The following is a 23,913-nucleotide window of genomic DNA, read 5'->3' on the forward strand; positions in this document are numbered from 1 at the left end:
GCCCGGAGCAAGTCGGACAGAGGACACGCTCTGGCCTGGCAAACCTGAAACACGCCGTATCATTGCTGCACCTACCTGTTCAGGTTTTTTTCGGCACTGTTTGTGAAAGGAACAAATCAAAACATGCTGCAGCTAGATCGAGCCTATTCAGCCGTTCTGTTCGACATGGACGGAACGCTTTTGGATTCCCGTGTGGTGATCGAGCGTGTTTTAACGGATTGGGCAATTGCCAATGAACTCGATCCCATTTCCATACTTGCCGTTTCACATGGCCGACGAACAATTGATGTCGTTCGAGAATTCGCGAAAGCCGGCACGGATTGCAAATCCGAGGCTGACAAAATCGAGGCGGCAGAAACTGACGATGTCCGCGGAATAGTGGCAATCCCCGGGGCCGCTGATTTGTTGAACCAATTGCCGACCGGCCGTTGGGCCATCGTAACGTCTGCCGGCCACGATCTTGCTGTTCGCCGGTTGACTGCAGCCGGCCTGCCAATTCCCGAAGTGCTGATAACTGCCGAAGATATCGAACACGGGAAACCTGATCCTTCCGGTTACACACTGGCTGCAGAAAAGCTTGGCACCAGTGCCGGACAGTGTTTGGTTTTTGAAGACGCCCCGGCAGGTATTCAGGCCGGGTTGAATGCCGGGAGCGACGTGATCGCGATCGGATTTGCCAGCCCGGATGTCGCAAAACCCGATTGTCCGGTGATTTCAGACTTTCGGGCAATCGAATTCAGATTGAGCTGAAAATCGAGGCTCGGTTTGCGCTCCTGACGTTACCGGTCCTTCAGGTGATGGAAGGCCCGGCACCCGCAGCGCCCCGAAGTGTCTTGCCGTGTAGACCGCTTCTCGACATCAGGTAATCCAGCATTCAAGGGATGCGCACTAGAAGGAACGCTGCATCCGGAAGGTACCATAAAGCTGGTAGGTATCGTTCAGGCCTGAAGCGGCACTGTAGTCGATGTCCCGGTACTGGAGTTCAGGACCGATGATAAGGCCCGAAACGGGCTCCCACACGAGGTTGCTCGTCACACTCCACTGCGTGAAATCATAAGCACTCGTTCCCGCATCAACATTGTGATAACCGCCTTCGACGTTGAGTTCGACGGTTTCGGTCAGGCCGAGGCTCACACCGCCGAAAACGTTCCAGGTTTTGGTGGTTTCCGTGCTGTTGCCGTTCCAGACTGCATCGGTAATGCGGCTGTCCCAGCCGGTCGAACCATAGGCGCTCGCTCCGTCTGTATAAACGCCCTGCAGTGCGATGCTGCCGCCGTTTGCAAAACCGCCGAATTCGATTTCGACACCTGCACCGACGGCCCATCCGAGTTCATCTTCAGAACCGCCGGTCGTGCCGTTGTAAACGGAGTTCGGATAAACCTGGTGCAAGGCGCCCATGATCTGGGCTTCACCCCAGCCCTGACTTACGCCGAGGACGCCAATCGCATCCGGCACCCGGGTTCCGCCATATCCAAGCGTACCGCCGTTGAGACCGATGCTGGCCTCTCGATCGGAACGGTCCTCCAGGGCTATCGTCGCGTTGAACCCGTTGCCGAAGGCATAGGTATAGGCCACCTGGTTCAGCGACTGGTCCGAATAGCTTTCGACCTGGGCGTTGAACGAGTAACCGGTAAAGAAATCGAAATTCGAGTTTGTCAGGCCTGCGAGCAATCCGCCCCACTGGATATAGGCGTTGTCGATTGAATAGCCCGCGCTTTCGTTGGTCTGCTGCATGTACATTTCGATGAAGCCGCGGAGCGTGCCGAATTCCGTCTGCGTGCGGGCATCGAGATAAAGGTAGCCACGGGAGCGCCACTGATACCCGTCAGAGTCCCTGTTACCCCATGAGTTTTCGGCCTCGCCGAAATTGCGAACCCGGAACTCGGTGCGAACCCTGCCGCGGACGCGCAAACAAGTCTCGGTGCCGGGAATGTAGTAGAAACGGGAACCATAGGCATCGCAAATGCGGACGTAGTCGATGGGCTCCGGCGCAACCGGCAAATCGGCGGCGTTGGCGGGGCCGGTCGCGCTGGCAATGCCGGCAAGCAGACCAAGAGCAACAAGACGGGACATTTTAAACTCCAGCGTTCACGGGTGCCGATACGTGCAAGTATGGATGATGGACCAGACGGTTTGCCAACGGAAAACGCGAGCGAGAAAAGGTTCCGGCACTTTTAGCGAAGTGTTGTGACTTCTGCGCAACGCAAGATTGCCGTTACCGCTTGGAAATAAAGAAGTTTTTAAGTATTTTTGCGGAGTCGGTTTCTCCGATGCCCGCATAGACCTCTGGTGCGTGGTGGCAGGTCGGCTGACAGAAGAATCGCGTTCCGTGATCTACCGCGCCGCCCTTTTCGTCACCGGCTCCGTAATAGAGTCGTCTGATCCGGGCAAAGGATATCGCCCCGGCGCACATCGGACATGGCTCCAGAGTGACATAGAGATCGCAGCCGGTCAGGCGTTGAGATTCCAGCAGCGTGCACGCGGTCCGGATGACGAGAAGCTCTGCATGCGCTGACGGGTCGTGCAGCTCCAGCGTCCGGTTGCCGTTGCGGGCCAGGATGGTGCCGTTCCTGACCAGAACGGCACCTACCGGAACTTCCCCTCTTGCGGCAGCGGCTTCTGCTTCCTCAAGGGCGATGTTCATGAAAGAGTTTTTCTCGGTCTTGATGCTGGTTGTGGTCATGTGTCGAGGATATTTCAGGTTCGCCGAATAGGTCTTCAAGTCGTCCGCACGGATCCCCTCAAGGGTCCTGTGCGCAAGTTGTTTCGCACGTGCCATGCACCAGGAAAAGGGCTCCATTGCAGAATTGGACGTCAACTGGCGATTTCCGAAACGGTCCAGCTCTGCTATGACGCATCCATGACGACAAGAAAACCTTCTCAAAAGCGCCCAGAACCGCAATCAGGCCGAGGGCGCGGAAAAAGCGTGCAGGGCAAAAAGCCCTCCAGGGCTCCCGCCAGGAAAAGGCCGGATGCCGAGCCGGCCAACGTGGTCTCCGACAATACTCTGGAGCGCGGCGAACGCATCGCGAAGGTCATGGCCCGCGCAGGGTTGTGTTCGCGCCGGGAAGCGGAGACCTGGATCGAGGCGGGGCGTGTCCAGCTGAACGGCAAGGTGCTGGCCACGCCTGCCATCACCGTTTCGGCGAACGACAAGGTTCTCGTCGACGGAGAGCCATTGCCAATGCGCGAGCGGACGCGTCTGTGGCTCTATCACAAGCCGCGCGGACTGGTGACGACCAACAAGGATCCGGAAGGCCGTCCGACGGTGTTCGAAAGGTTGCCGAAGGAATTGCCCCGTGTCCTGACTGTCGGCAGGCTTGATATCAATACCGAGGGACTGCTGTTGCTGACAAACGACGGCGGCCTTGCACGCGTTCTTGAACTGCCGTCGACGGGATGGCTGCGGCGGTACCGTGTCCGTGCTTTCGGCAAGATCACCCAGGCAGATCTTGACGCGTTGCAGGACGGCATTGCGGTAGAGGGAGTTCTCTACGGCGCCATCGAGGCAACCCTCGACAAGGAACAGGGTGGCAATATCTGGCTTACGGTCGGTTTGCGCGAAGGCAAGAACAGGGAAGTCAAGCGGGTCCTCGAGCATCTGGGTATTACGGTGAACCGGCTCATCCGGATTTCCTATGGGCCATTCCAGCTGATGGACCTGCCGGACAACGATGTCCGTGAAATCCGGGGCAGGATCCTGCGCGACCAGCTTGGTGAGGCACTCGCAAATGAAGCTGGTGCCGACTTTGATGCGCCGATTTTTCATCAGCCTAAACAGGATACTCCGAAAAAGAGCCCAGCCAGCCGCCGCAGCTCCGAATCCGGCTCCGGCCGCAAATCCGGTGGTGATCGGGGTGGCAATCAGGGCAAATGGCTGACTGCGCGGGAAGGCAAGTCCGAGACCGACAAACGCAAAACCGCAAAGAACGACCGGCAGGATCGAAAGCAGGCCAAGCGTGGCGGCGCTGGTCCCCGGCAGGAAAAGGTCTCACCGAGATCCAAGTTTCGCATGACGTCCGAACCGAAGCCGCGAAAGGAATTTGGCGAACAGCGCCGGACGCCGCAGCGCCGTATATGGAGCGAAGACGGCTTGCTGGAGGACAAGGCACAGCAAAGCAGGGCGGATCAAGACAATAAGGATGGTCGCCGACCACCAAAAGGCGGTGGTCGTCCGCGCGGAGGCGGTCGTTCTTGAGAATTGTTTCCGGGCGTTTCAAGGGAAAAGCGATTGCCGCGCCAAAATCCCAGATGACACGGCCGACGAGCGATCGGCTGCGTGAGACCATCTTCAATATTCTTGCTCATGGTGTTGCCGTCGACGTCGAGGACGCTCGGGTTCTTGATCTTTTCGCAGGCACCGGTGCTCTCGGCCTTGAGGCACTGAGCCGAGGTGCCCGCCACTGCACCTTCATAGAGGAGGGCGCGGAGGCGCGAGGTGTTATCCGGCGAAACATGGAAAATTTCGGCCTGAACGGTGTGGCCAAGATATTTCGCCGTGATGCGACCCGCCTCGGTGACGCCGGAACAATCGAGCCGTTCGATCTTGTTTTTGCCGACCCGCCTTACGGGAAGGCACTGGGGGAAGCGGCACTGGGTTCTGCCGTGAAGGGTGGATGGCTGAAGCCGGAAGCGATCTGCGTTCTGGAAGAACGTGCTGGCGTTGAGCCTGATGTTCCCGATTGTTTTTCAGAAATCGACAGGCGGCTGACCGGAGACAGCCAGGTAATATTTCTCCGCTACCAGCTTGCTGATTGACCCTGCAACGGGTGTCAGGTTCCTCCGGGCATCATGATGTAGACGGTCGGGTTCACAGGCAGAGAGGATCGGCTGATCACGAGTTTCGGCGTTTCTGCCCTGACGATCCGGTAGCCGGCTTCCGTTGCCCTTCCCATGAAGGCCGGAAGTGCACCTGCAAAGTGAAAGTGCATCGGGATGACCATGGTCGGGCCGATGCCTGCCAAGACATCCATCAGGCTGTCCAGGCGGAGCGTCGAGGAATTGTCGATCGCCGCGAATACGACATCGATCTGACCAAGTCTGGCGAGGTCGTCCTTTGTCAGCCTGTGATGCAGGTGTCCCAGATGCGCAATACACAAATCGGCAATTTCGAAGATGAATATGGAATTGCCGAGCCTGCGGGTTTCCCCGTCCCAGCCGCGAATGTTTGTCTGGATGTTCCGGATGCGGACATCTTCAACCGTCAGGTCGTGGTCCATTGGACCACCTTCGCGATTCCAGCCGTAGAGCAGATGTTCGATACTCGGGTCGGGTGCTAGCGAGTAGTGGGTCGTATGAGCCCCGTTCATCGTCGCGACCGTGGGCGGGAGAAAGGGCCGGACACTGTCGTTGTAGTCGGTTGCGATGCGCACGCCACCTGGTGTTTCGAGTTCAAACGTCGAGTGGCCGATGTAACGGATTTGAACTTCTCCGGCCTGAAGCGAGGCTTGCCAGACGCGGACGGCATCGGCCTGGGGCTGGAGATAAGGACCGTTTGCGATCAGCTGACAAATCGCAAAAGCCGGTTGGGCCACAAACGAGAGGAAAATGCCCAGAAGAACCGCAATGACGCGGCCAGGATTGATTTCCCGGTACCGGGACAGTTTGAGAACGGAAACGCCTGAAGCCATGTGTCTGGTCCCGGTTTCTATCAGTTCCCTAAAGAGTAGCGGTCAGATCGTCACTGGCAAGCAGGAATAGCCGAAACATGTTCAAATCCGGTTTCAGGAGCAACTCGGCAAGGCTTTTGGAAAGAAAAGGGCAACCGGCCTGCGTATCACTTATACGGAGGCGGTTGCCGCAGGTGGGGGCAGGAGGGAGGAAGTACCCGCCCCGAATGAACTGTCAAACAACGTAGAGGCTGACGGGTGCCTTACCGCCCCTCGGGCGTCGGTCGGCGTCAACATCGCTGTTGGTGTTTGCCTGTGCCTGCATGTGAATGAGTTCACCGGCATGACCGGCTTCCATCATCAATGCGGCCCGGTTGCAAAGGGCTGCCAGCGACAAGCCGAGTTGGCGCAGGTGAGAGCGCCGGTAACAGTAAACCGCAAGAGCGGCGCGCTGGGGCTCTGTCAACTGGGATCCGACATCCGAGATTGCATTCAGTGTCGCGTCGAGCAGGCGTTTGAGTAGATCCTCTGGAACTGGGCAGTCCTCCAGATCTATTGACCGCGTATGTTGCATTGTTTTGCCCCTATTTATTCAAGAATAAGATCTCATTAAATCGTTAAACAACAATTAATTTGAAAATATTTTGCAATAAAATCCAGTTGTCTGGTGAAATTTACTTATGTGACATTCAGGTTACTTTCATTGTCTCTTTTATCAATTTGGCCAATTGTTCTCGGGTCGTTGCCCGCAAGTGTTCCGCCCTGTCCAGGATCCGATCCGCTTTCATGAAATCGAGGACGCGAGTTGTGTCATGCGGAGGACGAACCAGAATATCCGGCTGTTCCATTTTGAGTTTCTGGTTGGTGATGGTCTGCATGAGGATTTGCGCAGACCCGAACAGCGAGTCCAGCATGTTGATATCGGACTTTTCAGGCCGCGGCACCGGTGCTCCGACGACGTCGACAGCGATGACAATGTCGCAGTTGGAGCGCATGCCTTCGAACGGGAGAGGGTTGACGACACCGCCGTCGATCAGGAACCGGTCTCCGTGCTTCACAGGACGAAACAGCGCCGGAATTGCGATTGACGCGGCAACCGCCGGAAGGAGTGGTCCTTTTTCGAAGTCGATCTCCTCGACGCCGAAGAAATCCGTTGCAAGCAGGCGTAGCGGTATCTGCAGATCTTCGAAATTTTCAGGCAGATATTCAGAAACGAAGACCTCAAGGACACGCTCGGGGTCGAACTGAACCGGTCCGGGCCGGAACATGTCGCCGAACCGCCGCGGCCTCAATTGCCAGACCTTGGACAGGACAGTGTTTCTGTCGGCGAAAATGTCGAGAACAATCTGCCGGATATCCTGCCCGCTGTGCCCGCTTGCATAAGCAGCGCCAAGGATTGCTCCGATCGAGGTGCCCGCGATCTGGACCGGTCTCAAACCCAGGTCATCGAGTGCTTCCAGAACCGGAATGTGGGCAAGGCCACGTGCGCCGCCACTGCCAAGGGTCAGACCTATGCGCGGTTGGGTCCCGGCGGGTAAGGGTGTTGAGGCCATCTGAATTGCCCTTCATATGAATGTGCCTTGGGACAGATGGGTGCCGGACTGTGTCTTTCCAAGCTTCGGCTGGACCGATCCGCTTCGAAAGAGTGCTGTCAACGCGCAAATTGTCGAGCTGCCGGCCGCCCGGTCAAATGACGAAATAGAGATCGTCGGACGCTTCGCTCATCCATTCGGTCATCTGATCTAGGGGCATTGGTTCGGCAATCAGGAAGCCCTGGATGGAAAAATCGCCCATCATGCGCAGGCGGTCATACTGCGCTTCTGTTTCCACGCCTTCGCAGACAATGTTTATGTTGAGCGATCGGGCGAGGTGGATAAGCTGATTGACCACTGCTTCCTTTCTGGGGTCGTCAATCATTTGGTTCGTGAAGGACCGGTCGATTTTTAAACCGTTTATGGGCAGGTCGGCCACATGGGTGAGCGACGCATAACCTGTACCGAAATCATCAAGTTCAATGTGAACACCAAGTTCGTACAATTCCCGCAGCGCAGCCAGATGGCCTGAACGATTATCGCTCAGAAAGACCGATTCCAGCACTTCGGCGGTAACGCGGTCAGGCGGGACCTGATATTTCGCCATCGCGGCCTTGAAATGGTCGACAAGCAGACCGGACGCCAGGTGTGCAGGCGACACGTTTATCGAGACCCGTCCAAAGTCGAGTCCCGTGTCGAGCCAGTACTTTGCCGCCGCCATGGCCCGGTCGATGACGACTTCGCCCAGTACCGGCGCAAGGCTCGTTTTTTCGACGACAGGCAGGAAGCCACCGGGCGACAGAACACCTCGGTCCGGATGGTCCCACCGGATCAGGGCCTCGATACCGGTTATCGTTTGCGAGCGCAGATTGACCTGCGGCTGGAACACCATGAAAAACTGGTTGTTCTTGACTGCGTCCTGAAGTTCCCGCTCGATCCTGGCTTCCGTTTCGCTTTCGGTCTTCATGCTGGTCCGGAAGAACGTGAGCCGATCCTTGCCGTTTTCCTTCGACTGGTACAGCGCCAGGTCGGCATTGAAAAGCAGGTCTTCAAAGTTCGATCCGTCCTCTGGACACAGCGAAATGCCCATGCTGACGGTTGGCCAGAACCGATTGCCCTTGAACTCCATCGGCATGCGCATGAGTCGACGTGCGCGTTCGCAAAGTTCGTTCGGATCGGAGTCGCTCGCTTCGGCAATAATGACGAACTCATCACCGCCCCATCGATAGGGCGTGCCTAGCCCGCGCGAGACTTCGCGCAATCTGCGACCGGTTTCTTCAAGGCAATAATCGCCGGCAAGATGCCCGAGCGTATCGTTCACGCGCTTGAAATTGTCCATGTCGACATGCACCAGGAATGCTGGTTTGGTGTCGTGGCCGAAGCGCTGTTTCGCATCACGCTGACATCCAGCCCGATTGGACAGTTTGGTGAGTGGATCGAAATAGGCCAATCGCTCGGCCCGTACTCTGGCCTCACGGGTTTCAGTCTCCCGCAGGACCCTTTCGGTGACATCATTCGCAATGATGACGAAAAGATCGTGGTCCTTGTCCTGGTGCAATTGTACGCGCAGATCTACCGGATACTCGGAACCATCGACGCGCTTGTGCAGACATTCCGCTGCCACGCCCTCAATGTCACCGTTCTGTAGAGGCCTGGTCTGCCGCTCGATCGTATCCCGATCATAAATTGGATTTATGTCCCAGATCTGCAGCGATTTAAGTTCGTCGAGCTTGTAGCCGAGGTTGTTCAGGGCACATTTGTTGGCGTGTTCAAAGCGGAAAGTCTTGGCGTCGAGAATGTAAATTTCATTGAGCGAAGATTCCAGAATATTGGCCAGCAGATTGTTTTTGCGGTCCGCCCGTGTGCGTTCGGTTATGTCATGCACGGTTCCCACGACTTTGGTCGCCGTTCCGTCCCGGCCGGAAAGCACATAGCCGCGGATGTGGAGGTAGCGTGGAGAACCGTTCTCTGGCACCAGCGAGTGTTCGAAATCAAATTCGCCGCAGGTCTCGATCGCACGCCTGACCATCAGTTTGGCCGCCTGCGCCTCGTTTTCAGGTATTTGGGCGTATACTCTTTCGATGATCTTCTTCGAGGAAAGACCAGCTGGCAGGTTCATGATCCGATAATATTCTTCCGTCGCGCTGACCTCGTTCGTGGCAACATCCCTTTCCCAGCTTCCAACTGTGGCAATACGTTGAGCTTCGATAAGTTTTGACGCATTCCTTTCCAGCTTCTCAGTGTAGTCCCTGACTTCTGCTTCGAGCCGTGCGCGGGTTTTCTGAACAGACGATTGCAAGCGTGAAAGAAGGCGATGGATGACGGCCCAAGCAATGAAAGAAAGGCCGATACCGGCAAGCAGGGAAATGACAATACCGTTCAAGAATGCCCAGACGTTGTCGGTAATGTCTTTGACCAGCAGCAGCTTGAATGCGTGATCGTTCTGTGTGACCGCGATAGGCAGGTCGCGAACCATGAAGACCTTGCCGTCCTGAAGATACAATGGATGTATCCGGGCAAGGTCTTGGTCGCCGGCAGAAAAAACGCCCAGATCAAACCCCGATGGAGCAAGGTTTCCAAGGATCTTGTAACGTGTCGAACCGGCAGGGTCTCCGTTGGCCGCGGGCAATTCGCACAATTTCACGATCTGAGCGTCCACCGCAGCACTTGCAAGTGCCAGAGAGCGTTCGATGTCGATTGCCAGCTTCAGGTATCCCAGCAATTGACCGTCGGATATCCACGGGCGAAAGACACTGACAACGAACTGGTTGTTCGGGCCGAATTCGATGCCGTCGCTCCGGCCAGGGGCGGTTGAATTCAGGTCGGACTTGAAGACAGCGCCGGGAACGCGGACGGGTGCCGTGCCATTGGCCGGGTAGATCAGGTTCCGGTTGGCGGAATAGATCGCAAGTTCCACCACGTTGAGATTGTCAAATTTCACGGCAAACAGTGCATCTGCAACCTGTTTGATCTGTCGATGGTCATTGTTGCGGATCGCGTTCAGAAGATCTTCATTCGCACCAAGCGCACCGACAATTTCGTCAAGCGTTTCGGAGCCGACCTTCTTTTGCTTCATCAGCAGGCGTTCAGCGGTGTTGACGAGCGCTTCCTGGGGTTCACGCAAATTCCGGTATTCGGAAACGATGTTCTGAACAGTAAGAACACATACGGTCAAAGCCAGAAAGGACAGGAAAACGATGCGTAATGGCTTTTCGAAATGCAGGTCATCCGGACAAAGCTGATCAACGAGGCGGTCCAGAAAACCGTTGAACCGGTCCTGACGAGGCGCGTGTCCCCGCAGCTTCTCCTGTTCCCCAGCCACTTGTTTGCCCATACTCAGCACAAATACCCCCGGCAGCCGCAGCTGCTAACTGATTGGCCAGGATGCCGGGGTCTCGTCGCCGCAAGTATGAAGCGCCGTTTTTTCCAAGCGTTCTCTGCCCATTCTCTCAATAGACTAGAATAGTTAAATTGGTTTGAATGGAATTCTTAAGCGCTATTAAGCGACAATTCACGCAACTTTGAAAAAGTCAGGTTTTTCAACTTTTTTTACAGGCAGTACTGATGAATTGAAGTTTATCGCTCAAATTTTATTCAAGTTTTATTCAATCAGGAGCTGAAAAAGTCGAGCAGGGTCTCGCCAGTGGCCTTTGGTGCTTCCTCTGGCAGAAAGTGGCCCGCGGCAAGGGAGTGTCCTTCGACATGTGGACACCAGGCCTGCCATACCGCCAGTGGGTCGTCGACACTTGTTGCAATGCCTTTGTCGCCCCAAAGGGCCAGCATTTTCGCCCTTATGATGTTGCCGGCGTTCCGGTCGGCAATGTCGTGCTCATAGTCGATTGTCGCGCCTGCTCGATAGTCTTCGCAGCATGCGGAGATCCGGTCGGGCTCGCAGAACCAGGCACGGGTATGTTCCAGGGCCCCTTCCGCAAAACAGTCGAGGTTTTTTTCCGCTGTCCAGCTCGCCAATGTGTGTTCCAGATATCGGACTGGTGCAGCGGCTATCATTTTCTCCGGGAATGGAAATGGCTGTGCGAGAAACATCCAGTGATAGACTTTAAGACCGAAGACGCGGTTCATCCGGTCCCAATAGTCCGACGTGGGAAGGATATCGAGCACGGCCAGCCTTGGGATCGTATCCGGATGGTCCAGGGCCAGTCTGTATCCAACACGGCCCCCCCGGTCGTGTCCCGCTGCGAAAAACGTCCGGTACCCCAGCACACGCATCATTTCGCGCATGACGGACGCCATTGACCGCTTTGAATACGCCTCGTGATTGCCGGAAACCGGGGGAATGGAGGACATTCCGTAGCCGGGAAGATCAGGCATCACAAGGGTGAAATGTGCCGACAGGATTGATGCGATTTCATGCCAGATGACATGCGATTGGGGGTAGCCGTGCAGTAGCAGGAGAGGAGGGCCGGACCCGCCGATCCGGCAAAACAGGGTTATCCCGTTCGCTTCGACGAATCTGGTTTCGAATCCGGGAAACAGATCGGGCAAATCACTCTTCAAGACGCTCTCCCCGGGCCACGAACACCAAAACAGTATCGGCTACCAGAACATGCTGCCAAGACGATTTTTCAGGCTTGTTGTTGCTCACTTCAGTCCGCAAGGGTGTCCGGAATTTTATTCGTCTCCGGTACCTTCGGCTACCTCGCGCTCAACAGCGCGCCAACCGATGTCGTTACGGCAAAAGCCTTCCGGCCAGTCTATCTGCCCGACTGCCGCGTAGGCGCGGGCTTTTGCGTCGCGAACCGTATCACCGAGCGCGGTCACATTCAGCACCCGGCCTCCATTTGCCAGCAATCGTTCATCCTCGCGTTTGGTGCCGGCATGAAACACTTCGAGCGTCTCGGATCCTATCTTTTCGAGGCCACGAATTTCGGTGCCCTTTTCGTATGCTGCCGGATATCCGTTTGCGGCCATGACGACGGTAAGTGCACTCTCATGGCTCCAGTCGGCGTTTGCAGTTGCCAATGTTCCTTCAACGCTGCGCTGCATGAGTTCCAGAAGGTCGCTCTTGAGACGCAGCATCAAGACCTGGCACTCCGGATCGCCGAAACGGGTGTTGTATTCAATCAGCTTCGGACCAGCCGCAGTGATCATCAGGCCGGCATAGAGAACGCCTTTGAAAGGGGTTCCGCGGTCCGCCAGGGTTTTGATCGTCGGATTGACGATTTGATCCATGACCCGGGTGACCAGGTCGCCTGTCAGGACGGGTGCCGGTGAGTAAGCCCCCATTCCTCCGGTATTGGGTCCTTCGTCGCCGTCATAGGCGCGCTTGTGATCCTGGGCGGTTGCCAGGGGGAGGGCATGGGTACCGTCGGAAAGCACGAAGAAGCTGGCTTCTTCACCTTGCAGGAACTCTTCTATGACCACTTCGGCACCGGCATCCCCGAACGAACCTTCGAAGCAGGCCTTGACCGCGTCTTCCGCTTCGCCAATGGTCATGGCGACCACGACACCCTTTCCGGCCGCAAGACCATCGGCCTTGACGACGATGGGTGCTCCCTGGTCGCGGACGTAGGAAAGTGCGGCGTCGCAATCGGCAAAACGCCCATATCCGGCTGTCGGAATTGCCGCGTCATCACACACACCCTTTGTGAATGCCTTGGATCCCTCCAGCTGTGCGGCGGCTCGGCTTGGTCCGAATGCCTTGATGCCGGCTGCTTCAAGGTCGTCGACAATCCCGGCAACAAGCGGTGCTTCAGGACCAACAACCACGAGATCGATCTGTTTTGCGCGACAGAACCCGATCACGGCATCATGATCGGAAACATTCAGGTCGGTCAGATCGGCGATTTCGGCGATCCCGGCATTTCCGGGAGCGGCGTAAAGCTTGGTCAGTTTCGGGGATTTCGCCAAAGCCCAGGCAAGGGCGTGCTCACGCCCGCCGGACCCGATAAGCAGCAGTTTCATGTATCGCCGATCTTTCGAGAACGATCCGTCTCGCTGACGCGGATTCGGGTACGCCAGCGTTGCAGTTGCGCGGTCTATCATGGCAGGTCTGTCCCTGCAAATCCGGCAAACAAGTGCAGGTGAGACCGTCCTTCCGTCGTTGAAGACAAAGAGCCTGCTGGGAGCGGCGAACCGTCATATGGACGCGGAGACGGAGAAGGCAGATCATCGCTCATCATCGGGACGGGCTTGCTGTCCGATATCCCGGGGCAATTGCAGGATGTATTTCGTCGCGAATTTGGTAGAAGTCCGAAACTCAAAGAGGGCAGCGAATGTTATTTTCCACCAAGGACACGGGACCGGTCGCTGACGCGGTGAAGCAACATTGGGTCGATACACGTTTGCCCGCCGGGTTACGTCCTTATGCCCGTCTAGCAAGGTGGGAACGGCCTATCGGATGGTGGTTGCTCCTTTGGCCTTGCTGGTGGTCAGCTGCGCTTGCCGCAATCGCAGCCGGCAACGGGTGGCCCAACCCCTGGCATCTCGTTCTGTTCTTTGTTGGAGCCGTGGCAATGCGCGGCGCCGGATGTACCTACAACGACCTTTTGGATGTTGACATTGATGCCAGGGTCGAGCGGACGCGGTCCCGGCCGATACCGGCAGGTCAGGTGACCAAGAACCAGGCCAGGAGTTTCCTGATCGTGCAAGCGTTGATCGGGTTGCTGGTTTTGTTGCAGTTCAACACATTCTCGATAGTTCTCGGCCTTGCCTCACTGCTGCCGGTCGCGATCTATCCATTCATGAAGCGCATTACGAACTGGCCGCAGCTGTTCCTCGGATTTGCATTTTCCTGGGGAGCCCTCATGGGTTGGGCCGCGGTTTTCGGGTCGTTGTCGCCAGCGCCCGTCCTTTTGTATTTTGGAGGCATATGCTGGACGATCGGCTATGACACGATTTACGCGCATCAGGACAAGGACGACGATGCACTTGTCGGTGTCAGGTCGACGGCACGCCTATTCGGGAATCGCACGAAGCCGGCCCTGATTGCCCTTTATGGATGTGCGACGGTGCTCTTTTCGTTGGCAGCTGCATTTGCCGACGCCGGTCCGTTGGCATTTGCAGGTATCCTGGCAGGCGTGGTTCATCTGGGATGGCAAGTGATCGTGCTCGACATCGACGATGGCGACCAGTGCCTGAAGCTCTTTCGTTCCAACGGAACCTATGGCTGGATCCTGTTCGCCGGATTTGTCACCGATGCGCTGGTTGGCGTGGGTCTTTGAGAGACCAGGAAGTGCCTTCCGGTTACGGGAAGTTGGCTGGGCTTCAGGTTCTTGCGATGATTTCCCGCTCATGTCCGAAAACTGCGGGTGCATCGGTCACCGTTCCAGGTATGCGCCTGTTCAGAAAACGGGGACGGCGGCCGGTCAACAGACGCAGCTTGCGTCGAGGAGCCGGATTTGCGGCGGGTGTCGCGCAGAATGCGTCTATCGGTTTAACTTCACCGCCAAGATCGCATACGAGCATGGGCAGTTTCAGCGTTTGGGCCCAACGGCTCCAAAGCACGGCTAGTTCGTCGGAGTTTTCCGTCTCTGCGAGGGTGATTGATAAGGCGCTGTCGGGATGTTTCAGGATAAGCGCAGCCGTTATGTTACCAGGCGCGGCACCCGGAACGATCCGGACCATGACACCATCGAAACCGTTTGCAGGGACAATGACCCTGACGGGAACACCTGCAATGCGTCGCTTTATGATGACCCTTGTGCGGTCGATATAGATTTCAGCAGGAAGAGAGGGTGTTCCGGGGCGGCATTCGAGCCTTTGTTCAAATCGGACCGGCAGGCAACCGGGATGCAGTATTGTTTCTGCATTGCTCCCGGTTGCTTTTGGCGCCTGTTGTTCTGTTTGACGTCTCAAATGACTCTCCGTCGGACCTTCAGGTCTCTTGATGAAGCTGAATGTAACGGAGAAAAGTCGTGAACCACTTAAGAGATAGAGTTAAAAAACTCTGATTTTAAAGAGGGTTACCGGAGTGTAAGCGCGGTGCAAACGATCTGTTCATGCCTGTGTTCAAAATGGGCCGAAACGGAAATTTCAAAGGCGGTTCAACATGCTGGCCCTGTCCACGATGGGTCGTTTGCGCGCAAGTTGTTGCGGAGCACGGGCGCTGGGCGTAAACAACAGCCGAAGCGGGGCGAATGAAGCAGACCCATCAAGGCGGAACGAATGTCGGAAATGATTGATCAAAGCGAATTGCAGTCGCGTGCTGTGCGTCTTGTCGAAGCGGCCCGGAAGGCCGGAGCTGATTCCTGCGATGCCGTGGCGGTGACAGGCGTCTCGCTCGCCGTTGATGTCAGGGAGGGAAAGGTCGAAGAGACCGAACGTGCCGAAGGCGACGACGTCACGTTGCGCGTTTTCGTTGGCAAGCGGACAGCGGCCGTTTCCGCAAATCAGCTGGATGATCCCGGCGCCTTGGCTGAGCGTGCCGTGGCGATGGCTCGTGTTGCGCCTGAAGATCCCTATGCCGGGCTTGCCGACGAACACCTCCTTGTAAAGAACATGCCCGGACTGGAACTTCTTGACAGCAGGGAAATGACCGCGGATGCGCTCGCCGATATCGCACTTGAAGCGGAAACGGCGGGACTGGAGGTTGCCGGGGTCAGCAAGTCTGGTGGCGCCGGAGCATCCTGGCGCCTCGCCGGTGTCGTGCTGGCCACAAGTCATGGATTTGAAGGGTCGTACATGACATCCCGCTATGGCATGTCAATGACGGCGGTCGCTGGTGAAGGCACCAGTATGGAACGTGACTATGACTTTGACAGCAGGACGTATTTCGAAGACCTCGATGCACCCGCTGAAATCGGCAGAAGGGCGGGCGAGCGTGCTGTCCGTCGTCTCAATCCGCAAAAGCTTTCCACGCGCACGACCAATGTCATTTATGAATCGCGCGCCGCACGCAGCATTCTCGGTCACCTGACCGGCGCCATAAATGGTGCCTCCATTGCCCGGAAAACCAGTTTTCTCAAGGATCGTATGGGGGAAGCGATCTTCGCACCCGGAATTCAGATTGTCGACGACCCGTTCAAGCGCAGGGGAGGGGCCACCCGGCCGTTCGACGGTGAGGGAACGGCTGCCTCCGTCTTGCACATGATCGAGGATGGCATTCTTCAGCACTGGTTTCTTGATGGTGCGTCCGCTCGTGAACTGGGTCTGGATCCCAATGGACGCGCGCACAGAAGCGGAAGTGGCACGTCGCCCGGTGCCACCAACATAACCCTGATGCCGGGAGAGTTGTCGTTGGACACGCTTATGGCGGAAGCCGGCAGCGGATTGCTGGTCTCCGATCTTATTGGCCACGGGGTCAACGGCATCACCGGGGACTATTCCCGCGGGGTTGCCGGATTCTGGTTCGAAAACGGTGAAATTGTTGAACCCGTCAGTGAGATTACGATTGCTGGCAATTTGAACGACATGTTCAGGCGGCTGGTTCCCGGGAGTGACCTGGACAACCGCTACTCGGCAGCGACACCCTCTGTGATGATTGAAGGAATGGCGCTTGCCGGAAGCTGATCAGGATGCCGACGGGTGTGACCTCGTTGCGGATCTTCAATTGCTGGAAACAGCGGCTCGTCAGGCAGGGGAACTGGCGCTTGGTTACTTTGGGCAGGGTCTGGAGACCTGGTTCAAGGGTAACAAGTCACCTGTCTCCGAAGCGGACATCGCGGTGGACAGGTTTCTGGCGGACCGCCTTCTGACCGCTCGTCCGGACTACGGCTGGCTTTCGGAGGAAACCGCTGACGACCGCGCCCGTCTGGAATGTAGACGTGTCTTCATCGTTGACCCGATAGACGGTACCCGCGCGTTCCTGGCCGGCGGCGATGAGTGGACGATATCGATCGCTGTGGTTGAAGACGGTCGGCCAGTGACCGGTGCAGTCTTCTGTCCGCGGCGGAACGAAATGTTCACGGCGCGTGCGGGTGGCGGGGCGTTCCTGAACGAAGCCGGGATCAGGGTCTCCGGCCGTACGAGTGTTTCGGGTGCAACGTTGACCGGACCGCATTCGATCATTTCGAATACGGATGTGCTTGCTGCCGGGTTTCAGAAAACCGAGATCCTCAGGTCATTGGCCTACAGGCTCGTCATGGTTGCTGCGGGGCGTATAGATGTCGGCACAGCGCGTGGTGGTCCGAGCGACTGGGATCTTGCAGCAGCCGACCTTCTGGTGAACGAGGCTGGCGGGCGGATAACCGACGTTTCCGGCCGGGATCTGACCTATAATCGCAGTCGGACCGGTCACCCGGCATTGATCGCGGCTTCGACCGGGCTTATAGGACCAGTGCGTGCGGTGCTTGAGGACATTATCCGGTAGATGACCAGCGCCTGTATTAAACTTAGCGAGGATGCTCATGAGCGAGACCGACACCCCGAAACAGCTGTTGCACCTGGTCTTTGGCGGTGAACTGGAATCGCCGGATGGGTTGACCTTCCGGGATCTGGATGAGCTGGATATTGTGGGCATCTATCCAAATTATGCCGAGGCAAGCAAAGCCTGGAAGGCCAAGGCCCAGGCCACGGTCGACAACGCGCATATGCGTTACTTCATTGTACACATGCATCGCCTTCTGGATCCGGAAGCGGCGGCATAACTCAGAAACATTCAGGCGATAACAAAAAATGATCAAACGCCTTGGCCGCCATCCATGGGTACTTGCAGGCGTGGGTTCCGCGCTCGCCGGATACCTGAAGCTGGTCTATCACACCAACCGTTTCAACGTTGATCCCGAAGGTATTCACGACGAGACGGAGAAAGAGTTGCCTGTCATCGTGGCGATGTGGCACGGGCAGCACTTCATGGTGCCGTTTGCAAAACCGAGGCACTGGCCAGCCAAGGTCATGATCTCCCGGTCGGCCGACGGGGAGGTGAACGCAATCGCAGCCAGCAAATTCGGTCTGGGATTGATCCGGGCCTCCGGTGGCCGGAATGCACGCCAGATCAAGAAGCGCGGTGGCATGCGCGGTTTTATCGAAGCGGTCAGAGCATTGAAGGACGGCTACAGCATTGCCATGACAGCTGACGTGCCGAAAGGGCCTTCTCGCAAGGCCGGCGAGGGAATTGTGCAACTTGCCAAGCATTCGGGCCGCCCAATCCTTCCTGTCGCCGTCGCAACGAGCCGTAGCATTGAGCTCAACAGTTGGGACAAGGCAAGTGTGAATCTGCCGTTCGGGCGTGGCAGCATCGCCGTTGGCGACTTGATCTGGGTTCCTTCTGACGCGGAAGAAGACGCGCTTGAAACCTATCGCCGGGAAGTGGAAGGCGAACTGAATGCCGTTACCAGGCGGGCCTATGAACTGGTCGGCAGGTCGGATGGTTGAGAAGCGCCCAGTTTTGCTCAGTCTCTATCGGGCCGCTGCGCAAGGCGTTTCACCTTTGTTTCATGTTCTTTTTGGGCTCAGGAGCCGCTCATCGAAGGAAATTCCCGCCCGAAAGGGAGAACGTTTCGGCAGGAGCGATTTGGCCCGTCCGGCAGGTAGTCTGATATGGATTCATGCCGCAAGCGTCGGTGAAACCATGTCGGTGCTGCCACTGATTGACGTGTTGACCGGAGATGGTCACGCGGTGTTGCTGACAACGGTGACTGTGACTGCCTCCGAATTAGCCGAAAAAAGACTGCCGGATGGTGCCTTTCATCAGTTCGTACCCTACGACGCGCCGGTTCCACTCAACCGGTTTCTTGAGCATTGGTCACCCGACCTTGCGATGGTTGTCGAATCCGAGATCTGGCCGTGCCTGTTTGACGAAATGCACGGCCGCAATGTGCCATTTGTCTTGTTGAATGGCAGGCTTTCCGACGGGTCCTTGCGGAACTGGTCCCGTGTCCCGTACATATCCCGGTTCATTTTCAGGTGCCTGGATCTGGTGCTTGCTCAAAGTCCGGCGGATGCCGAAAGATTTGAAAAGCTTGGCTGCCACGACGTAAAGGTTCCGGGAAACCTGAAGTTCGATGCGCCCGAGCCGGCGGTCGATGACGAGGCGATCACGGTTCTGCAGGCGCAAATCGGTGAACGGAGGATCTGGGTAGCGGCACTGACCCATCCCGGCGAGGATGAAATCGTGTTCGATGCCTACAAAAGGCTACGGCAGGAATTTCCGGATCTGCTGCTTGTTCTGGTGCCAAGGCATCCGGCGCGTGCGCAGGACGTTATCGATCTGGCTGCAGCCAGCGATCTTTCGCTCGTGTCGCGCAGTTCTCAACAACCGGTCACACCGGAAACCGAGATCTTTCTTGGTGATACGCTTGGTGAGATGGGGTTGTACTACCGTTTGTCGCCCGTCACGTTCCTGGGTGGGTCTTTTGCCGATGTCGGCGGGCACAATCCGGTAGAGGCAGCGCTCAGCGGGTCCGCTCTGGTGACTGGGCCGAAAGTTGCAAATGCCCGCGCGGTCTACAAGGAATTCTGGAGCAATGGCGCTGCTGTCCGGGTGCAGGATCCGACGAAACTCGCCAATGAAGTCGGCGAGTTGTTCCGTAACCCCGAAAAGATCCACCGGCAAATTGAAACAGCAAGGGCGCTCGTCGAGGCAGGACGTGGTGCGCTCGACAAATCCTTGGCGTTGCTGCAACCCCTATTGAATGGAGATCGCGCAAAGCGGCTCCAGGAGACGGCGGATGAACAAATCACCTGAATTTTGGTGGCAGCCGTCACTGTCTCCAGCCTCGACTCTTTTGGTGCCCTTCAGTTGGGCCTACGGATTTGTGTCCGGCAGGAGACTTTTCAAAAAACCCAAGGCCAGAAGCCGGTTGCCTGTAATCTGCATCGGCAACTTCGTTGTCGGCGGAACCGGAAAGACACCCTTTGCAATTGCGCTGGCCGGTTTACTGCGGGAAGAGGGCTTTGCGCCCGGCTTTCTGCTGAGAGGATACGGTGGACGGGAAAAAGGGCCACTGCTCGTGGACCCGGCAAGGCACCGCGCGGAAGACGTTGGCGACGAAGCGTTGCTGCTGGCTGCACATGGACCGACGGTCATATCGTCGGATCGTCCGAAGGGTGCGCTCCTTGCGGAGACACAGCCGATTGATCTCATATTGATGGACGACGGATTCCAGAATCCGGCTTTGGCCAAGGATCTGAATCTTGTTCTCGTCGACTGTACGACGGGACTTGGAAACGGATATTGCCTGCCCGCAGGACCGTTGCGGGCACCCGCCGACAGGCAAATCATCAAGACCGACTGTCTCGTGCTGGTCGGTGAGGGCGAGGCGGCGGACGAGGTGGTTCACCTGGCAGGGCGCAAGGGTTTGCCGATACTGCACGCTCACCTGAAACCGCAATCGAATGACGCTCTGAAGGACACCGGACTGTTCGCTTTCGCAGGTATCGGACGCCCGCAAAAGTTCTTCAAGTCGCTGAAAGACCTTGGGTACAGCGTCAGGAAAACACGGGAGTTTGCCGATCACCACAAATATGAGGAAACAGAAGCACGAGCCTTGTTGACGGAAGCCGAAAACGACGACCTGCAATTGGTGACAACGCAGAAAGACATGGTGCGGCTTGCATCTTCGAAAGGTGAACTGTTCCGCTGGCTGGTCGCAAAGTCACAGGTGCTGGACGTGTCGATGAAAATCGATGATGCAGAACGTCTCAACGCGCTGATCCGCGAGAAACTGCGTGCAAAGTCCTTCGAAGGCTAGGGCAAAGCGTTAGCGTGTTTCCAGATACCGCTTCATGGATGCCTTGGCATCGACGTAGGCTTCCTGGTGCTCGACCGACCAGTATTTCAGCTCATCCAGAGGGATCGCCGACCCTGTAACGGCGCAGCGCACGAATGTTCCCGGCGTTTCGACCTGATAGTCGCCATCCAGGTACCGGACGCGGGCTTCGCTTGGAATGCGCGGATTTTCGTATCGGTTCATTGTCGCCGGTTTGCCGTGTTGTTTCGCAGTTTCTCCCCGTCTTTTACGGTACTTTGCGCCTATCCGGCAAGCCGTGAACCAAATAAACAAACCGGTTATTTAGAATGCCGGAGTGGAACGACGATCGCTGCCGATTAGATAGCGGCAGCGCGACATGACCACAGCCCACTCCGGCAAATCCTGCTTCAGCCGGAACATTTCACCAATCCGGTCCTGGCGGCAGGTTTCAATATCCGACCAGCGTTTGGTATTCACGGACATGTCCTGACAGACAAGGAGGTCCGGCTGACAGGCGACCAGGTGCATGGCAACGAGGATCGACTTCATTTCGATGCTTTCCGGTCCGGAGCCGGCAAGCTTGATCTTGAGGCGAAGTCAACAGGGATGATGTTTCTGTCACTCGTCGTGTTTTCGGCGGGCGGACCTGAAACAGTTCCGGTTTTTGCCAATGCCTCCAGCAGCTTGGGGTGAAGTCCGTCGCCGCGTAGCGCGGCAATGTCATGAAACGCGGTTATGCTGCCGCCTGCGGTCACATTGATTGGTGTGGACATACCGGGCCCTGTTCCGCAAGCTCTTTGGCAGCGGGATTGGTTCGAGTTTTCGGGGAATTGGCTAGGCGGCGTGACGCGCCAGGCTGTGCCGCAGCTTCTCGCTCGGCGAATTTAAGCTGAGTTTTAAATTCAAGTTTAAATTTCCTCAAGCGGATTTTGCTGCTTTTCGTGTGAAAAACGGACGCAATGCACCTATGTTGTGGGAAACAGGATCACCGGTTTGCGTCTACACGCAGATTCGCGCCTCGAAACCCGGGCGAAGACAGGACACGACATGACCCTTTCAACGACAGATCTCATCGAAACCTCCGGCCTTGGACTGGACTCCGCCAAGCGGATTACGCAGGAGGCGTTGGCGGGGGCGGATGATGGCGAATTGTTTGTCGAATATCGTCAGACGGAAGGTCTGGTGTTCGACAACGGACGCTTGAAAGGGGCCAATTATGACACGGCTCAGGGCTTTGGCTTGCGGGCTGTTGCCGGCGAAGCAGCCGGTTATGCTCATGCAGGCGATATCTCCGAGGCCGCACTGAAGCGTGCGGCGGATGCTGTCAGCGCGGTGTCGAAGGGGTATTCGGGCAGCTACGCAGCAGCACCCGCGCGCACAAATCAGTCTCTTTACACCGATGCCAATCCGCTGGGAGGACCGAGTTTCGAGGAAAAGGTGAAGCTGCTGCAGGAGATCGATGCCTATGCAAGGGCAAAAGACCCGCGGGTCCGCCAGGTGACGGCGTCACTTGCCGGCTCCTGGCAGGTCGTGGAAATCCTGCGTGCTGATGGACATCTCGTTCGCGATGCCCGTCCGATGGTGCGCCTTTCGATCTCCGTGGTTGCCGGCAATGACGAACGCCAGGAAAGCGGAATGTTTGGCTGCGGTGGCCGTGAGGGTTTCGAACGTTTTGTCACGGCAGAGAACTGGCAGGGCGGTGTTGACGAAGCCCTTCGTCAGGCACTCGTCAACCTTGAAGCCGTGCCCGCCCCGGCAGGATCTTTTGATGTTGTGCTCGGTCCGGGCTGGCCGGGAATTCTGCTCCATGAAGCAGTCGGTCACGGCCTTGAGGGCGATTTCAACAGAAAGAAGACCTCGGCTTTCGCCGGACTGATGGGAGAGCGGGTCGCGTCGCCGGGCGTCACGATTGTCGACGATGGCACGATACCCGATCGACGAGGGTCCCTGAGTGTTGACGACGAGGGCACTCCGGCCGGTCGCACCATCCTGATCGAGGACGGTATTCTTACAGGATATATGCAGGACCGTCAGAACGCCCGCCTGATGGGCATGGAGCCGACCGGCAACGGCCGTCGGCAATCCTTTGCACACATTCCGATGCCGCGTATGACCAACACCGTGATGATGTCCGGAGACAAGGATCCGGAAGAGATTCTTCAGTCGGTGAAGGATGGCATCTATGCTGTTTCCTTCGGTGGCGGCCAGGTTGACATCACTTCAGGAAAGTTCGTGTTTTCCTGTACGGAAGCTTACCGGGTTGAAAACGGCAAGGTCGGTGCTCCCGTTAAGGGGGCGATGCTGATCGGCAATGGCCCTGACGCCCTGACCCGCGTTGCCATGATCGGCAATGACATGAAGCTCGATCCCGGCATGGGGACTTGCGGCAAACAGGGGCAGGGTGTCCCGGTCGGTGTCGGGCAACCCTCCATGCGCATCAACGAGTTGACTGTCGGAGGGACGGCTGTCTGATCAGGAACACGGATTTTGAGATGCCTGATATCCGGTTCGTCATTTTCGATATGGATCAGGTGCTCTATGACTACGATCACCAGGTCAGGCTCCGTCTGCTGGAAGAGCTGACCGGTCGGCCCGCGACCGAGATTGACGCCGCCGTCTGGGGTGGACCTCATGAAGCGGTGGCCGAAGCCGGATCTCCTGATACTGCGGAAGGCTATCTGGCTCAATATGCCCGTCTGCTCGGGTATCCGATTGATTTCGATACCTGGGCGGATATACGCAGACAGATGATGCGCGCAAGACCTTTGGTTCTGGCGCATGTTCGCAGGCTCAAGGAGCGAGCCGATCTGGCGCTTCTGACGAACAACGGCATGATGCTCAAGGCCGCTTTGCCTGTCTGTGCACCGGAAGCGATTGAATTATTTGGTGAAAAAGCACACGTTTCCGCCGAATTCAAAGCCCGGAAACCAGATCCGGTCGTCTATCGTCGCCTCTGTGCGAAATACGGATACGAGCCTGAAGAAAGCGCCTTTGTCGATGACAATGCGGCAAACGTGTCCGGTGCGGAGAAGGCTGGTCTGACAGGACATGTTTATACATCCGACGGCGCTCTTCTGGCATTCCTGCAGCGGCACGGACTGATCTGACAACAGATCAGATCGTCTTTCTGTCATCTGCCCGGTACCGGATTTGGATAGTGCAAGATCGAAATGACCCAGGCGA

General features: G+C 57.0%; 24 protein-coding genes. 12 read left to right on the forward strand and 12 right to left on the reverse strand.

The window, feature by feature from the left end; translation table 11 throughout:
* The first annotated feature begins 123 nt into the window (after positions 1–123).
* Entirely contained in the window at positions 124–750 is a 627-nt protein-coding gene (locus LA5095_RS00830) for an HAD-IA family hydrolase (RefSeq protein ID WP_055111119.1), read from the forward strand.
* Positions 751–888: 138 nt separating this feature from the next.
* On the opposite strand, the gene LA5095_RS00835 is transcribed toward LA5095_RS00830, so the two are convergent.
* Entirely contained in the window at positions 889–2,073 is a 1,185-nt protein-coding gene (locus LA5095_RS00835) for a porin (protein ID WP_055111121.1), read from the reverse strand.
* A 142-nt stretch (positions 2,074–2,215) separates the two neighbouring features.
* Positions 2,216–2,683 carry a nucleoside deaminase gene (locus LA5095_RS00840; protein ID WP_055112564.1) on the reverse strand — a complete coding sequence of 156 codons (468 nt, stop codon included), beginning with the start codon at positions 2,681–2,683 and terminating at the stop codon, positions 2,216–2,218.
* A 177-nt stretch (positions 2,684–2,860) separates the two neighbouring features.
* On the opposite strand from LA5095_RS00840, the gene LA5095_RS00845 reads away from it, so the two are divergent.
* Both LA5095_RS00845 and rsmD read left to right on the forward strand, forming a co-directional pair.
* Positions 2,861–4,198 (forward strand): pseudouridine synthase, encoded by a 1,338-nt coding sequence (locus LA5095_RS00845; RefSeq protein ID WP_082442710.1) that lies wholly within the window; start codon positions 2,861–2,863, stop codon positions 4,196–4,198.
* Entirely contained in the window at positions 4,195–4,758 is a 564-nt protein-coding gene (gene rsmD / locus LA5095_RS00850) for a 16S rRNA (guanine(966)-N(2))-methyltransferase RsmD (protein WP_055111124.1), read from the forward strand. Before LA5095_RS00845 ends, rsmD begins: the two co-directional genes overlap by 4 nt.
* A 14-nt stretch (positions 4,759–4,772) precedes the next feature.
* Here rsmD and LA5095_RS00855 read toward each other — a convergent pair whose 3' ends face one another.
* The 6 genes from LA5095_RS00855 to purD form a co-directional block, all read right to left on the reverse strand.
* Positions 4,773–5,630: an MBL fold metallo-hydrolase gene (locus LA5095_RS00855; RefSeq protein ID WP_055111127.1), complete on the reverse strand. Its 858-nt coding sequence runs from the start codon at positions 5,628–5,630 to the stop codon at positions 4,773–4,775.
* 214 nt (positions 5,631–5,844) lie between these two features.
* Entirely contained in the window at positions 5,845–6,183 is a 339-nt protein-coding gene (locus LA5095_RS00860; RefSeq protein WP_055111129.1) for a hypothetical protein, read from the reverse strand.
* A 115-nt stretch (positions 6,184–6,298) separates the two neighbouring features.
* Complete coding sequence (locus tag LA5095_RS00865; RefSeq protein WP_055111131.1) at positions 6,299–7,162, reverse strand: patatin-like phospholipase family protein; 864 nt, start codon at positions 7,160–7,162, stop codon at positions 6,299–6,301.
* A 133-nt stretch (positions 7,163–7,295) separates the two neighbouring features.
* Positions 7,296–10,463, reverse strand: coding sequence for a sensor domain-containing protein (locus LA5095_RS00870; protein WP_208992511.1), 3,168 nt, complete (start codon positions 10,461–10,463; stop codon positions 7,296–7,298).
* A gap of 287 nt (positions 10,464–10,750) precedes the next feature.
* Complete coding sequence (locus LA5095_RS00875) at positions 10,751–11,656, reverse strand: alpha/beta fold hydrolase (RefSeq protein ID WP_055111133.1); 906 nt, start codon at positions 11,654–11,656, stop codon at positions 10,751–10,753.
* Between the two features lie 114 nt (positions 11,657–11,770).
* Complete coding sequence (gene purD / locus LA5095_RS00880) at positions 11,771–13,063, reverse strand: phosphoribosylamine--glycine ligase (RefSeq protein WP_055112568.1); 1,293 nt, start codon at positions 13,061–13,063, stop codon at positions 11,771–11,773.
* Positions 13,064–13,374: 311 nt separating this feature from the next.
* On the opposite strand from purD, the gene ubiA reads away from it, so the two are divergent.
* On the forward strand, positions 13,375–14,322 hold the full coding sequence (ubiA, locus tag LA5095_RS00885; RefSeq protein WP_055111135.1) for a 4-hydroxybenzoate octaprenyltransferase: 948 nt from the start codon (positions 13,375–13,377) through the stop codon (positions 14,320–14,322).
* A gap of 43 nt (positions 14,323–14,365) precedes the next feature.
* Here the strand turns inward: ubiA and LA5095_RS00890 are convergent, their stop codons facing one another.
* Positions 14,366–14,956, reverse strand: coding sequence for a DUF6101 family protein (locus LA5095_RS00890; protein WP_055111137.1), 591 nt, complete (start codon positions 14,954–14,956; stop codon positions 14,366–14,368).
* A gap of 309 nt (positions 14,957–15,265) precedes the next feature.
* Here LA5095_RS00890 and LA5095_RS00895 point away from each other — a divergent pair, with 309 nt between their 5' ends.
* The 6 genes from LA5095_RS00895 to lpxK are packed head-to-tail and all read left to right on the forward strand — an operon-like array spanning position 15,266 to position 20,730.
* Entirely contained in the window at positions 15,266–16,609 is a 1,344-nt protein-coding gene (locus tag LA5095_RS00895) for a TldD/PmbA family protein (protein ID WP_055111139.1), read from the forward strand.
* Complete coding sequence (locus tag LA5095_RS00900; protein WP_055111142.1) at positions 16,596–17,408, forward strand: 3'(2'),5'-bisphosphate nucleotidase CysQ; 813 nt, start codon at positions 16,596–16,598, stop codon at positions 17,406–17,408. The genes LA5095_RS00895 and LA5095_RS00900 overlap by 14 nt, the downstream gene beginning before the upstream one ends.
* 37 nt (positions 17,409–17,445) lie before the next feature.
* Complete coding sequence (locus LA5095_RS00905; protein ID WP_055112570.1) at positions 17,446–17,685, forward strand: DUF4170 domain-containing protein; 240 nt, start codon at positions 17,446–17,448, stop codon at positions 17,683–17,685.
* Between the two features lie 28 nt (positions 17,686–17,713).
* Positions 17,714–18,412: a lysophospholipid acyltransferase family protein gene (locus LA5095_RS00910; protein WP_055111144.1), complete on the forward strand. Its 699-nt coding sequence runs from the start codon at positions 17,714–17,716 to the stop codon at positions 18,410–18,412.
* Positions 18,405–19,724, forward strand: coding sequence for a 3-deoxy-D-manno-octulosonic acid transferase (locus tag LA5095_RS00915; RefSeq protein WP_055111146.1), 1,320 nt, complete (start codon positions 18,405–18,407; stop codon positions 19,722–19,724). Before LA5095_RS00910 ends, LA5095_RS00915 begins: the two co-directional genes overlap by 8 nt.
* Positions 19,708–20,730, forward strand: a complete 1,023-nt coding sequence (lpxK, locus tag LA5095_RS00920) for a tetraacyldisaccharide 4'-kinase (RefSeq protein ID WP_055111148.1) — start codon at positions 19,708–19,710, stop codon at positions 20,728–20,730. The genes LA5095_RS00915 and lpxK overlap by 17 nt, the downstream gene beginning before the upstream one ends.
* A 9-nt stretch (positions 20,731–20,739) precedes the next feature.
* On the opposite strand, the gene LA5095_RS00925 is transcribed toward lpxK, so the two are convergent.
* From LA5095_RS00925 to LA5095_RS00935, 3 genes are all read right to left on the reverse strand, one after another.
* Positions 20,740–20,952: a DUF2093 domain-containing protein gene (locus tag LA5095_RS00925; RefSeq protein ID WP_029063721.1), complete on the reverse strand. Its 213-nt coding sequence runs from the start codon at positions 20,950–20,952 to the stop codon at positions 20,740–20,742.
* Positions 20,953–21,051: 99 nt separating this feature from the next.
* On the reverse strand, positions 21,052–21,279 hold the full coding sequence (locus LA5095_RS00930; RefSeq protein WP_055111150.1) for a hypothetical protein: 228 nt from the start codon (positions 21,277–21,279) through the stop codon (positions 21,052–21,054).
* Entirely contained in the window at positions 21,276–21,503 is a 228-nt protein-coding gene (locus tag LA5095_RS00935) for a hypothetical protein (protein ID WP_055111153.1), read from the reverse strand. Before LA5095_RS00935 ends, LA5095_RS00930 begins: the two co-directional genes overlap by 4 nt.
* A gap of 274 nt (positions 21,504–21,777) precedes the next feature.
* Between LA5095_RS00935 and tldD the strand changes: the two genes are divergently transcribed.
* Both tldD and LA5095_RS00945 read left to right on the forward strand, forming a co-directional pair.
* Positions 21,778–23,202, forward strand: a complete 1,425-nt coding sequence (gene tldD, locus LA5095_RS00940; RefSeq protein WP_055112572.1) for a metalloprotease TldD — start codon at positions 21,778–21,780, stop codon at positions 23,200–23,202.
* Between the two features lie 20 nt (positions 23,203–23,222).
* On the forward strand, positions 23,223–23,837 hold the full coding sequence (locus LA5095_RS00945; protein WP_055111155.1) for an HAD-IA family hydrolase: 615 nt from the start codon (positions 23,223–23,225) through the stop codon (positions 23,835–23,837).
* Positions 23,838–23,913 lie beyond the last annotated feature (76 nt).

This window comes from Roseibium album, from assembly GCF_001404515.1.
Taxonomy (GTDB): Bacteria; Pseudomonadota; Alphaproteobacteria; order Rhizobiales; family Stappiaceae; genus Roseibium; species Roseibium album.

Excerpts from the sequence above, each read along its gene's own strand:
- LA5095_RS00830 (WP_055111119.1), top strand. The coding sequence starts at position 124 with ATGCTGCAGCTAGATCGAGCCTATTCAGCCGTTCTGTTCGACATGGAC.
- LA5095_RS00835 (WP_055111121.1), bottom strand. The coding sequence starts at position 2,073 with ATGTCCCGTCTTGTTGCTCTTGGTCTGCTTGCCGGCATTGCCAGCGCG.
- LA5095_RS00840 (WP_055112564.1), bottom strand. The coding sequence starts at position 2,683 with ATGACCACAACCAGCATCAAGACCGAGAAAAACTCTTTCATGAACATC.
- LA5095_RS00845 (WP_082442710.1), top strand. The coding sequence starts at position 2,861 with ATGACGACAAGAAAACCTTCTCAAAAGCGCCCAGAACCGCAATCAGGC.
- LA5095_RS00855 (WP_055111127.1), bottom strand. The coding sequence starts at position 5,630 with ATGGCTTCAGGCGTTTCCGTTCTCAAACTGTCCCGGTACCGGGAAATC.
- LA5095_RS00860 (WP_055111129.1), bottom strand. The coding sequence starts at position 6,183 with ATGCAACATACGCGGTCAATAGATCTGGAGGACTGCCCAGTTCCAGAG.
- LA5095_RS00865 (WP_055111131.1), bottom strand. The coding sequence starts at position 7,162 with ATGGCCTCAACACCCTTACCCGCCGGGACCCAACCGCGCATAGGTCTG.
- purD (WP_055112568.1), bottom strand. The coding sequence starts at position 13,063 with ATGAAACTGCTGCTTATCGGGTCCGGCGGGCGTGAGCACGCCCTTGCC.
- ubiA (WP_055111135.1), top strand. The coding sequence starts at position 13,375 with ATGTTATTTTCCACCAAGGACACGGGACCGGTCGCTGACGCGGTGAAG.
- LA5095_RS00895 (WP_055111139.1), top strand. The coding sequence starts at position 15,266 with ATGTCGGAAATGATTGATCAAAGCGAATTGCAGTCGCGTGCTGTGCGT.
- LA5095_RS00905 (WP_055112570.1), top strand. The coding sequence starts at position 17,446 with ATGAGCGAGACCGACACCCCGAAACAGCTGTTGCACCTGGTCTTTGGC.
- LA5095_RS00910 (WP_055111144.1), top strand. The coding sequence starts at position 17,714 with ATGATCAAACGCCTTGGCCGCCATCCATGGGTACTTGCAGGCGTGGGT.
- LA5095_RS00915 (WP_055111146.1), top strand. The coding sequence starts at position 18,405 with ATGGTTGAGAAGCGCCCAGTTTTGCTCAGTCTCTATCGGGCCGCTGCG.
- lpxK (WP_055111148.1), top strand. The coding sequence starts at position 19,708 with ATGAACAAATCACCTGAATTTTGGTGGCAGCCGTCACTGTCTCCAGCC.
- LA5095_RS00925 (WP_029063721.1), bottom strand. The coding sequence starts at position 20,952 with ATGAACCGATACGAAAATCCGCGCATTCCAAGCGAAGCCCGCGTCCGG.
- LA5095_RS00930 (WP_055111150.1), bottom strand. The coding sequence starts at position 21,279 with ATGAAGTCGATCCTCGTTGCCATGCACCTGGTCGCCTGTCAGCCGGAC.
- LA5095_RS00935 (WP_055111153.1), bottom strand. The coding sequence starts at position 21,503 with ATGTCCACACCAATCAATGTGACCGCAGGCGGCAGCATAACCGCGTTT.
- tldD (WP_055112572.1), top strand. The coding sequence starts at position 21,778 with ATGACCCTTTCAACGACAGATCTCATCGAAACCTCCGGCCTTGGACTG.
- LA5095_RS00945 (WP_055111155.1), top strand. The coding sequence starts at position 23,223 with ATGCCTGATATCCGGTTCGTCATTTTCGATATGGATCAGGTGCTCTAT.